Origin of the sequence: Luteibacter aegosomaticola (assembly GCF_023078475.1) — a bacterium.
GTDB lineage: Bacteria > Pseudomonadota > Gammaproteobacteria > Xanthomonadales > Rhodanobacteraceae > Luteibacter > Luteibacter aegosomaticola.
Map to the genome: position 1 here is coordinate 4097070 of NZ_CP095741.1, position 12502 is coordinate 4109571.

Sequence of the window (12502 nt, forward strand, 5' to 3'; positions counted from 1 at the left end):
CTGCGCATGCAGGGAACGAAAGCGTAGTCAGCAGGCAAAGCGGAAAGATATGGAAGGATTCTGAAAAATCGCGCTGATTTTCAGCCGTGTGACGTAGAGCATCGCGCTTGCGAGCGATCTCGGGACTACGAAGCGCTGACGCCCGTCTGACTCGCCTCAAGCGCTTCACGCACCTTCTTCAACAACGCCCTCGACTGAATCGGCTTGTCGATGAGGTAGAGGTGCTTGATGTCAGGCAGCTCATCGAGGTTCGGCGGCGAGTTGGGACGAGCAAGGAGCAGCACCGCTCCGGTGTAGCCGTGCTCAAGCAGCGCAGCTAGCGTGCGCACGCCGGTGAACAGGTTCATGTCGGCGTCCATCACCACCAGGTCGGGCACGCCATGCGCTTCGATCCACTGCAGCGCGGCGGTGCCGCTCTGGCTCGCGCCGGCCTGGTAGCCGTACGTATCGAGCGTATCGGAGAGCAGCGAGAGCTGCATGGCCTCTTCCACTACGACGAGCACGCGTTCGGCTTCGCCCTGCAGGTAGGGCTCAATAACGGGCAGCTCGCCGAGATCGCTCTCTTCCACACCCAGCGGCAGGTAGAGGTGGAACTGCGTGCCCTCGCCCAGCTTGCTGCGTACGCGCATGAGGCCGCCGTGGCTGGCGACGATACGCTTGCAAGAAAGCAGGCCGAGGCCCGTGCCGGTTTCCTTGGTCGTGAAGAACGGCTCGAACAGGCGCTCCAACACCTCGGGCGGCATGCCCGCGCCGCTGTCGATCACCGAGATGCGCAGGTAACGCCCTGCCACGGTGTTTTCATCGTCGCTGAAGAAGTCGTCCGCCAACGTGACCTGTGCGGTTTCAACGCGCAGGCTGCCGCCTTCGGGCATGGCCTGGATGGCGTTGAGGCAGAGGTTCAACAGGCACTGCTGCAACTCGGTGTGGTTACCCTCGAACGCCACGTCCGGATCGTACACATCGACCTGCATCTGGATCACGCGCGGCACGCTGCCCTGCATCAGCAGTTTCAACGCATCCGTGAGCGCGCCCAGCTTCACCTGCTCGGCGCGGCGCGCACCGCGGGCAAACGAGAGCATCGACGAGACCATCTCGAGGCCGCGGCGGCCGCAGTCGCGCACCAGCGCGCCGAGACGGGCCAGGCGCGGATCGTCTGCGTAGTCTTCGAGCGTATCGCCCGCCAGGAGCAACGGCTGGAGCAAGTTGCGCAAGTCGTGCGAGAGACCGCCGGCGAGCAACGCCAGGCTTTCAAAACGCTGGGCGCGAATCAGTTCCTGCTCCGCACGCACACGCGCCTTCAGTTCATCGGCCTCGCGCAACGCGCGGCGCACGGCAGAGGCCAGGCGCGCGGTGTTCTGCTTGAGGATGTAATCGGTGGCACCGCTGCGCAGCGCTTCGATCGCCGCCTCTTCACCCAGGGTGGCCGAAATAAAAATAAACGGGAGATCGGAAGTACGCGCGCGCAGAATCTGCAGCGCACGCTCGCCGCTGAAATGCGGCATGCTGAGGTCGGAAAGCACGATGTCCGGGCGGAACTCGTCGAGGGCCGCCACGTACGCCTTCTCGTCATCGACCAGACGCACCTCGTAATCGAGGCCGTCGTCATCGAGTTCGGACAACACGAGCTCGGCGTCGAGTTCGTTATCCTCGACCTGCAGGATCCTGACTTTTTCGGTCTGCCCGTTCATGCCTGCCTCACCGGTACCTTATTCGCTCTCCGGGCGCTGGTTGAGCACCGCCCAGAAATGGCCGAGCGTCTGCACGGCCGTGAAGAACTGTTGTACGTCCACGGGCTTCAGCACATAGGCGTTCACACCGAGGTCCCAGCTACGCGCCAGATCGCTCTCTTCGCGCGACGACGAAAGGATAACCACCGGAAGGCGCTTCCAGCGCTCGTCGCTGCGCAATTCCTTCAGCACTTCCAGGCCGTCCTTCCTGGGCATTTTGATGTCGAGCAAGATAACCGCCGGATCCGGCTCCTTGCGGTTCGCAAAGCGGCCCCTGCGGTTCAGCCAATCCATGCAATCCACGCCGTCTTCGACATGGATCACAGCGTTGGCCAGGTTGGCCTCGCTCAGGGCGTCGATCGCCATCTCGGCATCGGCCGGCGAATCCTCGACGAGGAGAATGGTACGGAGGTCGCTATCGTTCATACGTCACCCATGCGGGCACCCGGTAGATCGGATGCCGGCAGCGAAAAATTAAATACGGCGCCGCGGTCGGTTTCACCTTCGGCCCAGGTGCGGCCACCATGGCGCGCGATGATGCGGCGTACATTGGCAAGGCCTATGCCATTGCCGGGGAATTCGGAAGCGCGATGCAGGCGCTGGAACACGCCAAACAGCTTGCTGGCGTACTGCATGTCGAAGCCGGCGCCGTTATCGCGCACGGTGAACTCGTAATCGCCCACGGGCGATCGCTCCATGCTCACTTCGATATGGCCGATCTCGCGGTTGCCGGTGTATTTCACCGCATTGCCGAGAAGGTTCTGCCACACCGTGCGCAGCATGTTTTCATCGCCGATCACGATAGGCAGTGGGGCGATCTTCCATTCGATATGGCGGTCCCGAGCGTCGGTCTCAACCAGGGCACGCGCCTCTTCCACCAGCGACTGCATATCCACAGGCTGCAGGCGCAGCGCGCCACGACCGAGGCGAGAGAACACCAGCAGGTCGTCGATCAGCTGCGCCATGCGCCGCGACGAATTGCTGATGACGTCGATGTAATGGCGCACGCGCTCGTCGGCCTGGTCGCCGAGATGGCTTTCCAGCTTGCCGGCGAAGCCGGAGATATGCCGCAGCGGCGCACGCAGGTCGTGCGATACCGAATAGCTGAACGCTTCGAGCTCGCGATTCACATCGGAGACCTGCCCCACCTTGCCCTCGAGCTGGCGGTTGAGCTCGGTGACCTTCTGCTCGACCAGGGCACGTGCCGTGATGTCGCTCACGGTGACAAGCAGTGCCGGGCCTTCGGTATCCGGCTGCTCGATACGCCGCGCGTTGATCACCACAAAGCGATCGATGCCGTCGACCGTGCGCTGGGTGAGCTCGTAATCCCACAGCTCACGATCGCGCGCAATGACATCGGCCAACCGCTGCAGCAGCGCCGGATCATCCCACGCGCCGTTGCCGATGGACTTCAGCGGCATGTGCGCTTCTTCGTCCTCGGTGTCGTACCCATAAAGCTCGGCGAATGCCGCGTTCACCAACAGCGTGCGTAACTGCGTATCGAGCATCGCGATCGGCTCGCGTACCGCTTGCACGATGAGCTGCGAGCGTTTCACCGCATCGGCGATGCGCGATTCGGCGGCCAGGCGAATAGCGATCTGCCGTTCCGACACCACGACGACGATGACCAGCAGCGCGATCTGCGCCAGCGCGGCCACACCGAGCACCACGCGATTATCCGTAGCCGTACCGCGAGCATCGGCGCGACGGGCGTCCAGCAACCTGGTCTCCGCCCCCAGGATCTCCACGACGCGGTCCCGGAACGGGAACATGTGCCGGGCATCCTCCATGTCGGCAAACGCACCCGAGCGGTCACCAGCCTTGATCTTCGCCAGGGCATCGTTGGTGAGCCGGATACGACCGTTGATCACCGTTTCCATGCCGCCGATACGGGCGATCTGCTCGGGGTTGTCGCGGACCATACCGCGCAGTTCATCGAGGACGCCTGGGAGCAGGGTCTCGGGCAGGTGGATCCGCCGGTCAAGGTCCGCATCGAGCGTGCCGCCCGAGATCAGCGTATAGGCGGCGGCCTCGCTGCTGCGCAGGATCGCATCCAGCCGGTAGATGGTGGCCTTGATATCGGCCGTATGGGCGACCCAGTCACGCGAATTCAGCGCCTGGTCGGAGCTGGAACGCGTCACGAAGTACGGCAACGCGACGCTGACCACGACCGCGGCCAGCAAACCTACCAGGCGCCAGCGCCATCCGATGCGAGCGATCATGCCTTCGTCATCCCCACGACGACTCCTGCCCAAAGTGAACGGGCATTGTAAACGTTGTGGTTCACCCTTCGCTGAAAACGCATGCCCCGCCCTGTCGATACGAACGACGGGCGCGTAGCCCCCTGTGCCGTAAGCCCCCGGAAACACCGGGAAAACCTACCACCATGGAGCCACGCGCCCGTCAGGTTTGGGCGGTATTGGACGCCGCGTGAACGTGAAGTTCACGTGACGGATTCCTTAGTTCGTCTTTACTTCTGCGAAGTGCTCATCGAATAGGGCGCAGCATCCGCAGCGGTACCCCACTTCGACGGCTGCGCCGCCATGGTGAAGTGCAGCTCGCCACCGGCGGTGAGTTCTTCGTGCGTCACCCACGTGCGCTCCAGCGGCTTGCCGTTGAGCGTCACGCTGCCGACGTACGGGTGCTTCGCATCCAGGTGGTCGGTGGAGACGGTGAAGTGCTTGCCGTTCTCCAGGTTCAGCGTGGCCTTCTCGACGAACGGGCGCCCGATCACGTACTGGCTGCTGCCCGGAGCCACCGGGTAGAAGCCCAGCGCGCTGAAGATGTACCAGGCGGACATCTGGCCCAGGTCGTCATTGCCCACCAGGCCCGTCGGGGTCGGCGTGTACTGGGTCTGCATGATCTGGGTCAGGCGCTCCTGGGTCTTCCAGGGCTGGCCCGCGTAGTCGTACAGGTAGGCCACGTGGTGGCTCGGCTCGTTGCCGTGGGCGTACCAGCCGATCAGGCCCGTGATGTCCTCGACATGCGCGAACGACTTGGGATCGACCTTGGCATCGAACACCGAATCCAGCTTCTTCACGAAGGCATCGTTGCCACCGAGGGTCTGGATGAGCGCGGCGACGTCCTGCGGCACGTACCACGAGTACTGCCAGGCGTTGCCTTCGGTGTAATCGCTGCCGTAGGCGGCCGAGGACGGATCGAACGGTTCGCGGAAGTTGCCATCGGCCTTGCGGGCGCGAAGGAAGCCGGTCTTCGCATCGAAGCTGTTCTTCCAGTTGCCGGCGCGCTTCATGAAGGTCGCGGCGACATCATCCTTGCCCATGGCCTTGGCGGCCTGCGCCAGCGCCCAGTCGTCGAAGGCGTATTCCACGGTCTTCGAGGCCGCTTCCGGCTGGTGATCGATCGGCACATAGCCAATCTTCATGTAGTCATCGAGGCCGCCGTACGGGCCATAAGTGGCGCTGGCGACCATGGCGTCGAGCGCCTTCTTCGGGTCGTAGCCGCGGATGCCCTTCACGTAGGCATCGGCGATGACCGGCACCGCGTGGTAGCCGATCATGCACCAGGTTTCCATGCCGCCGTAGGCCCACACCGGCAGGATCCCGAACGGGCTGGCCTCGCGCGAGGCGATCAGCGAGCTCACGAAATCGTTGCTCTTGTCCGGCTCCAGCAGGGTCATCAGCGGCTGCTGGGCGCGGTACACGTCCCACAGCGACCACGTGGAATAGAAATCGAAGCCCTGGGTGGTGTGCACCTGGTTATCCGGGCCGCGGTACTGGCCATTCACGTCGGTCGAGAGCGTCGGCGAGAGCATGGCGTGGTAGAGCGAGGTGTAGAACGTCTTTCGGGTATCGGCCGGGGCCTTCAGGTCCACCACCGAGAGCGCCTTCTCCCACATCTGGCGGGCATCGGCACGGCGGGCATCGAAATCGAAGCCGGCGCCATCCTTGTCCAGGTTGGCGATGGCGTTGTCTTCGCTCACGGTGGAGATAGCCACCTTGGCGATCAACGGCTTATCAAGGTTGCCGAAGTCGAACACGCCCTCGAGCGCACGGCCGCTGATGCCGTCCGTATCGTCATTTCGGTTACCGGGGCCACCAAAGCCACGGTAGACGATCTTTTCCTCGCGGTTCTTGAGTTCACGCGAGGTCATGGGCTGGTTGAAGCGCATGGCGAAGTAGAGCTGGCGGCCCGGGGCCCAGCCACGGGTAGTGCGGCCGCCGGTGACGGTGCCATCGGCACGCACGCGCAGCGTCGACCACAGGACCTTGCCCTCGTAGTCATAGATGCTCGGGCGCAGGTCCATCAGGACGTGGGCCGGCTTGCCCTTGGGGAAGGTGTAGCGGTGGAAACCCACGCGCGCATTTGCCGTCAACTCGGCACGAACGTCGTAGTCGCTCAGGGTAACCGCGTAGTAACCTGCTTCGGCCTTCTCGCTTGCGTGCGAGAAGCGCGACCGATAGCCACTGCCGGGCTGGTCGGGAGAGCCGGGGTCCAGCTTGACGTCACCGGCGATGGGCATGACGAGCACGTCGCCCAGGTCGGAATGGCCGCTACCGGAGAAGTGCGTATGCGAGAAGCCCAGGATGCTCGAATCGCCGTACTGGTAGCCCGCCGCCCACTTGTAGGCATGCTTGAAGTCCGGCATGGCCGTATCCGGGGACAGCTGGACCATGCCGAAGGGCACCGTGGCGCCCGGGAACGTGTGGCCATCGCCGCCCGTGCCGATCATCGGATCCACCGCCGAGAAGGGGCTGTTGCCCTTGCCGCTGGATGCCGCCATGGCGAGGGCGGGCAAGGCGAGGGACAGGGCAGCGGCCAGCAGGCCGCGGCGCAGGCGCGTGGAACTCGACATCGGATTCTCCCCGGGGATGGACTACGTGTGCTGAAATGGGGCCACGCCCATTTGGATCGTGACAAACGCGTCGAACGTAGCAAAGATACCGTGATCGCGCATGTTGCAGTGCGTGATGCATCCCATGGCCTACCGCGCGATGATCGCGCGGTTTAGATCGTTTGAAGGAGTCACGATGGCGAGGACAACCCCGCAGCGCCGCAAGGTCACGCTGGCCGATATCGCCCAGGGATGCGATGTCTCGCGGGCGACCGTCTCGCTGGTACTGCGCGGCAGCCCCCTGGTGAACTCGGCTACCCGGGCCCGGGTGGAGGCCGAACTCAAGCGCCAGGGCTACGTTTATAACCGGGCGGCGGCCAATTTGCGCCGGCGCACGTCCTCGAGCATCGGCCTGGTCATCAATGACCTGGGTAACCCCTTCTTCGCCGAATTCGCCGCCGGGGCCGACGAAACCCTGGCCAGCGCCGGCTACGTCACCCTGCTGGGCAATACGGGCGAATCGCCCGAGCGCCAGCAGGCCGTGCTCAATTCCATGATCGAGCATGGCCCCGCCGGCATCATCCTCTCCCCGGCCGAAGGCAGCGACGGTGAGCGGGTCCTTACCGCCGTGGGCATGCATACGCCCCTGCTCGTCTTCAACCGCGAGCTGCCCGACGACGATGGTTCGCACCGTTGGGACACCCTGGAGATGGATAACGAGCACGGTGCGCGGCTTGCTACGCAGCACCTGATCGAGCTGGGCCACCAGCGCATCGCCTTCTTCGGTGGCCACAGCGATTCCAGCTCGGTGGCCCAGCGCCGCCGCGGCTATGCCGATGCCATGAAGGCCGCCGGCCTCAAGGTCGACCCGGCGTGGCTGATCGAAAGCGCCCCTACCCGCCTGGAAGCCGCCCGCCAGACTGGCGCGCTGTTCGCGCGCGACCCGGCACCCACGGCAGCAGTTTGCTACAACGACGCCGTCGCCCTTGGCCTTATGCTTGGCCTGACCAAGCGGGGCCGCCGCCCGGGTGAGGATTTCGCCCTGACCGGCTTCGATGACGTCGCCGAAGCGGAAGTTTGCGTGCCGCCGCTTACCACCATCGCGGTTGATCCGCGCGGGTTGGGCCGGCGCAGCGCCGAACTCATCCTGGAAAGACTTCGCAATCCCGAGACGGACACAGCCTATACGATCGCGCCGGTACGCCTTGTCGTACGCGATAGCAGCTGCGCACCGTCTTCCCCCTGACCCACTCAATGGAGCGCCCTATGGCCACCGGATCCACGCCATTGCCCAACTCGTCGTCCTCCGCGTCGACCACGGGCGACACCCGCTACACCTACTTCCCGCTCGCGCTGGGGGTGATGTCGACCATCTTCTTCATGTGGGGCTTCATTACCTGCCTCAATGACATCCTGATCCCGCACCTGAAGGCCGTGTTCGAGCTGAACTACGCGCAGGCGCTGCTCATCCAGTTCACGTTCTTCGGCGCGTACTTCATCATGTCGCTGCCTGCCGGCAAGCTCGTGAATGCCCTGGGCTACAAGAAGGGCATCGTGGCTGGCCTGATCATCACCGGTATTGGCGCCGCCCTGTTCTGGCCGGCTGCCGGCCTGCGCGTGTATGAATTCTTCCTCGGCGCGCTGTTCATCCTGGCCACGGGTATCACCGTGCTGCAGGTGGCTGCCAACCCGTACGTCGCCCTGCTGGGCCCCGAGAAGACCGCCTCGAGCCGCCTCACGCTGGCCCAGGCCCTGAACTCGTTCGGTACCTTCCTGGCCCCGTTCTTCGGCGGCATCCTGATCCTGTCGAACGAAGTGAAGTCCAGCGCCGACGTGGCCAAGCTCTCGGCCGCCGAGCAGGTCACCTACCGCGCGCACGAGGCTTCCTCGGTGCAGGGCCCGTACATCGGCCTGGCCGTGGTGCTGGTGCTGCTCGCCATCGGCGTGTACCTGTTCAACCTGCCGAAGCTGGAAGAAACCACCGAGAAGGCCGATGAAGGCCAGCACTCGCTGATGGACGCCCTGAAGACCCCGCACGTGTTCTTCGGCGTGCTCGGCATCTTCTTCTACGTCGGCGGCGAAGTGTCGATCGGCAGCTTCATGATCAACTACCTGCAGCTGCCGGAGATCGGCAACATGACCGGCCCGGTCGCCGCTAACCACGTGGCGTTCTACTGGGGTGGCGCGATGGTCGGCCGCTTCATCGGCTCGGCCCTGCTGGCCAAGTTCTCGCCGCGCAAGCTGCTCGCCGCGTTCGCCGTGGTCAACGTGCTGCTCGTCATCACCACCATGCTGACCACGGGCTTCATCGCCACCTACAGCATCGTGGCCATCGGCCTGTTCAACTCGATCATGTTCCCGACGATCTTCTCGCTGGGCATCGAGCGCATGGGTCCGCTGACCGGCAAGGCTTCGGCCCTGCTCATCATGGCCATCGTCGGTGGCGCGCTCATCCCGTGGATCCAGGGCGTGGTGGCCGACCAGATCGGTCTGCAGCACGCGTTCTTCATCCCGCTGATCTGCTACCTGTACATCGTGTTCTTTGGCCTTTCCGGCTCCAAGGTCCGCGGCACGCCTGTCGCCGCTCGCTAAGACCTCTCATGGCGACGGCCGGCACACCACCGGCCGTCGTATTTTTTACCCGCACCAAGGACAGGCCGTAAGCATGTCTTCCATCCTCTGCTTCGGCGAGGCGCTGATCGATTTCCACGCACAGCCCCAGGGCGGCGCCGGTCAGCCTCCCGCCTTCGTTCCGTTTGCTGGCGGCGCCCCCGCCAACGTCGCCGTCGCCGCTGCCCTGCTCGGGGCGCGTGCGCGCTTTGCCGGCATGCTCGCTCGCGACATGTTTGGCGATTTCCTGCTGAAGAGCCTCACCGACCTCGGCGTCGGCGTGGAAGACGTGGCCCGCACCGATGAGGCGCGCACCGCGCTCGCCTTCGTGGCCCATGACGAAAACGGCGACCGCAGCTTCAGCTTCTACCGCCCGCCGGCGGCTGACCTGCTGTTCCGCCCCGAACACTTCCGCAAGGAAGCGTTCGATGACGTGGCGATCTTCCACGTCTGCTCCAACTCGCTGACCGAAGGTGCCATCGCGGAAACCACCGTCGAAGGCATGCGCCGTGCCCGCGCCGCGGGTGCGCTCGTCAGCTTCGACATGAACCTGCGCCCTGCCCTCTGGCCGAAGGGCCACGAGCAGGATGCCCAGCTGGGCCGCCTGTGGCAGACGCTTTCCGAAGCCGATGTGATCAAGCTCAGCGCGGAAGAGTTCGCGGTGGTACATGAAGGCGCCGGTTCCGACGAGGCCGTGCTCAAGCGCCTCTGGGACGGCAAGGCCCGCCTGCTGCTGATCACCGATGGCCCGGCACCGATGCGCTGGTTCACGCGGAACGCGAACGGCGTGATCCCGGGCTACAAGGTTGAAGCGGTGGATACCACCGCCGCCGGTGACGCCTTCGTGGGCGGCATGCTGGCCCGCCTGGCAGCCGCTGGCACCACGCACGCCGACCTCGACGCCCTGGTGGCCGACGAGGCCCGCCTGACCGACCTGATCCGTTTCGCTGCCGCGTGTGGCGCCATCACGGCGACGCGCAAAGGCTCGTTCACCGCCATTCCCGACCAGGCCGAAGTCAAGGCCTTTATGGAGAAGCACGCATGACGAACGTCCCCCTCCCCAATTTCCATGACGTGAACGTGCTCCGCGAGCACGTCGCCACGACCATGAAGTTCTACGCACCGAACGAAGTCGACACCAACGGCGGCTTCTTCCAGTACTACAAGGACGATGGCTCGGTGTACGACCGTGTCGATCGCCACCTGGTCTCGAGCACGCGCTTCGTGTTCAACCACGCCATGGCCTTCCTGGAATTCGGCAAGCCCGAAGACAAGGAACTCACCATGCACGGCCTGAAGTACCTGCGCGAGGTGCATCTGAACCCGGCGACGGGCGGCTACGCCTGGACCATCAAGGATGGCCAGCGCGATGACCAGATGAACCACTGCTACGGCCTGGCCTTCATGCTGCTGGCCTATTCGTGCGGCGTGAAGGTGGGCTTCGACGAAGCCCGCGCCTGGCAGGGCGAGATCTGGGACCTGCTCGAGAAGCGCTACTGGGAGCCGTCGTACGGCCTGTACCGCGACGAGGCTGACAAGGACTGGAACTTCACCGGTTACCGCGGCCAGAACGCCAACATGCACATGACCGAGGCCATGATCGCCGCGTGGGAAGCCACGAAGGAAGATCGCTACCTCGACCGCGCCATGCTGCTTGCCGAGAACATGACCCAGCGCCAGGCGGGCCTGACCCCGCAGAAGCTGATCTGGGAGCACTACCACGAGAACTGGACGATCGACTGGGAGTACAACCTCGATAATCCGAAGCACCTGTTCCGTCCGTGGGGTTTCCAGCCGGGCCACCAGACCGAGTGGGCCAAGCTGCTCATGATGCTGGAGCGCTACACCAAGGGCACCTCGCGCCATAAGGCGTGGCTGGTCCCGACCGGTGCGCACCTGTTCGACGTGGCGCTGGATAAGGCGTGGGACAAGGAATACGGCGGCATCGCTTACGGCTTCGCGCCGGAAGGCGAAGTGTGCGACGACGACAAGTATTTCTGGGTGCAGGCCGAATCGCTGGCCGCTGCGCAGCTGCTGTTCGAAACCACCGGCGACACGAAGTACGACGAGTGGTACCAGCGCATCTGGGCGTACAGCTGGGAGTACTTCGTCGACCACAAGTACGGTGCGTGGTACCGCATCCTGCACCGCGACAACTCGAAGTACGACGACGAGAAGAGCCCGGCGGGCAAGACCGACTACCACACCATGGGCGCGTGCTACGAAGTGATGGCTTCGCTGCGCCGCATGCAGGGCGCGTAAATCGCCCCGGTAGGAGCCCACCCTGTGGGCGACGCCTTTCGTACGAACGCTACAGGGCCTGTGGCTCTTTCGCGAAAGATGTCGCCCACAGGGTGGGCTCCTACAACAGCACGTTAGGCGCGGCGTTTTTTGGCGGGTGCCTTGCGTGTCGTGGATTTCTTAGCGGCGGCCTTTGGGGCCGCCGTTTTCTTTGCGGGGGCCTTTTCCGCAGTGGCTTTTTTCGCCGCGGTCTTCTTCGTGGCAGCGTTCTTCACGGCTGCTTTTTTCGCTGGCGTGCGCTTCTTCGCGCCGATGCTCTTCTTCAGTAGCGCCATGAAGTCCACCACGTTGGTGGTGGCGTGCTCGGGTACGCGCTCGTCTTCCTCGTTCACCGTCGTGGTGATGCCCTTGCTCTTCAGGCGCTTTTCGATCGCCTTGCGCAGCTTGTCGCGGAAATCATCGCGGTAGTCGCCGGGCTTCCACTTGCCGGCCATGGATTTCACCAGATCGCTCGCCATCTGGATTTCCTTCGGCGTGATCCGGTAGGCCGCTGCCTCTTTCGCCGGCAGCCCGTATTCCTCCGGATCGACCAGTTCGGCCTCGTAGCGCAGGATGTTCAGCAGCAGCGCATCGCCCTCGGGCATCACCGCGGCCAGGTATTCGCGCGTGCGGATCACCACCCGGGCGATACCGATCTTTCCCGTCTTCTTCAGCGTCTCGCGCAGGAGCACGTAGCCCTTCTCGGCCTTCTTGGCCGGCGCGAGGATATAGGGCTTCTCGAAGTAGGCCGGGGGGATGTCACCGGCATCGATGAAGCTATCGATCTCCACGGTCTCGTGGGCATCGCTGGCCGCACTCTTGATGTCCTCCTCTTCGAGGACGACGTAATTGCCCTTCTGGTATTCGAACGCCTTGACGATGTCCTTCCAGGGCACTTCCTCGCCGGTATCGGCGTTCACCCGCTCGTAGCGCACCGGCGTGTTATCGCGCTGGTCGAGCATGCGGAAGTGGATATCGCTGCGGCGCTCTCCGGTCATCAGCCGGATCGGTACGTTGAGCAAGCCGAACGAGAGCGTACCGGTCCAGATCGGGCGGGCCATGGGGGCGATCCTCGAGCAGAGGGATCGCC

9 protein-coding genes are annotated in these 12502 nt (G+C 64.2%); 4 read left to right on the forward strand and 5 right to left on the reverse strand.

The window, feature by feature from the left end:
• Positions 1-125: 125 nt before the first annotated feature.
• The 4 genes from L2Y96_RS18445 to L2Y96_RS18460 form a co-directional block, all read right to left on the reverse strand.
• Entirely contained in the window at positions 126-1688 is a 1563-nt protein-coding gene (locus L2Y96_RS18445) for a hybrid sensor histidine kinase/response regulator (protein WP_247329122.1), read from the reverse strand.
• Positions 1689-1706: 18 nt separating this feature from the next.
• Complete coding sequence (locus L2Y96_RS18450; RefSeq protein WP_247329124.1) at positions 1707-2153, reverse strand: response regulator; 447 nt, start codon at positions 2151-2153, stop codon at positions 1707-1709.
• Positions 2150-3949, reverse strand: coding sequence for a sensor histidine kinase (locus L2Y96_RS18455; RefSeq protein WP_247329126.1), 1800 nt, complete (start codon positions 3947-3949; stop codon positions 2150-2152). Before L2Y96_RS18455 ends, L2Y96_RS18450 begins: the two co-directional genes overlap by 4 nt.
• Before the next feature lie 248 nt (positions 3950-4197).
• On the reverse strand, positions 4198-6543 hold the full coding sequence (locus L2Y96_RS18460; RefSeq protein ID WP_425492440.1) for a GH92 family glycosyl hydrolase: 2346 nt from the start codon (positions 6541-6543) through the stop codon (positions 4198-4200).
• A gap of 175 nt (positions 6544-6718) precedes the next feature.
• Between L2Y96_RS18460 and L2Y96_RS18465 the strand changes: the two genes are divergently transcribed.
• The 4 genes from L2Y96_RS18465 to L2Y96_RS18480 all read left to right on the forward strand — a co-directional run bounded on the left by L2Y96_RS18465 (position 6719) and on the right by L2Y96_RS18480 (position 11394).
• Positions 6719-7768, forward strand: coding sequence for a LacI family DNA-binding transcriptional regulator (locus L2Y96_RS18465; RefSeq protein WP_247329128.1), 1050 nt, complete (start codon positions 6719-6721; stop codon positions 7766-7768).
• A gap of 20 nt (positions 7769-7788) precedes the next feature.
• Positions 7789-9114, forward strand: coding sequence for an L-fucose:H+ symporter permease (gene fucP, locus L2Y96_RS18470; RefSeq protein ID WP_425492441.1), 1326 nt, complete (start codon positions 7789-7791; stop codon positions 9112-9114).
• Between the two features lie 73 nt (positions 9115-9187).
• Positions 9188-10177 (forward strand): carbohydrate kinase family protein, encoded by a 990-nt coding sequence (locus L2Y96_RS18475; protein WP_247329130.1) that lies wholly within the window; start codon positions 9188-9190, stop codon positions 10175-10177.
• Complete coding sequence (locus L2Y96_RS18480; RefSeq protein WP_247329131.1) at positions 10174-11394, forward strand: AGE family epimerase/isomerase; 1221 nt, start codon at positions 10174-10176, stop codon at positions 11392-11394. Before L2Y96_RS18475 ends, L2Y96_RS18480 begins: the two co-directional genes overlap by 4 nt.
• Positions 11395-11507: 113 nt before the next feature.
• Here L2Y96_RS18480 and ku read toward each other — a convergent pair whose 3' ends face one another.
• Positions 11508-12473 carry a non-homologous end joining protein Ku gene (gene ku, locus L2Y96_RS18485; RefSeq protein WP_247329133.1) on the reverse strand — a complete coding sequence of 322 codons (966 nt, stop codon included), beginning with the start codon at positions 12471-12473 and terminating at the stop codon, positions 11508-11510.
• Positions 12474-12502: the final 29 nt, after the last annotated feature.

Bases quoted from the DNA above. Each gene is read 5' to 3' on its own strand.
- L2Y96_RS18465 (WP_247329128.1), top strand. From the start codon at position 6,719: ATGGCGAGGACAACCCCGCAGCGCCGCAAGGTCACGCTGGCCGATATC.
- fucP (WP_425492441.1), top strand. From the start codon at position 7,789: ATGGCCACCGGATCCACGCCATTGCCCAACTCGTCGTCCTCCGCGTCG.
- ku (WP_247329133.1), bottom strand. From the start codon at position 12,473: ATGGCCCGCCCGATCTGGACCGGTACGCTCTCGTTCGGCTTGCTCAAC.
- L2Y96_RS18445 (WP_247329122.1), bottom strand. From the start codon at position 1,688: ATGAACGGGCAGACCGAAAAAGTCAGGATCCTGCAGGTCGAGGATAAC.
- L2Y96_RS18450 (WP_247329124.1), bottom strand. From the start codon at position 2,153: ATGAACGATAGCGACCTCCGTACCATTCTCCTCGTCGAGGATTCGCCG.
- L2Y96_RS18475 (WP_247329130.1), top strand. From the start codon at position 9,188: ATGTCTTCCATCCTCTGCTTCGGCGAGGCGCTGATCGATTTCCACGCA.
- L2Y96_RS18480 (WP_247329131.1), top strand. From the start codon at position 10,174: ATGACGAACGTCCCCCTCCCCAATTTCCATGACGTGAACGTGCTCCGC.
- L2Y96_RS18455 (WP_247329126.1), bottom strand. From the start codon at position 3,949: ATGATCGCTCGCATCGGATGGCGCTGGCGCCTGGTAGGTTTGCTGGCC.
- L2Y96_RS18460 (WP_425492440.1), bottom strand. From the start codon at position 6,543: ATGTCGAGTTCCACGCGCCTGCGCCGCGGCCTGCTGGCCGCTGCCCTG.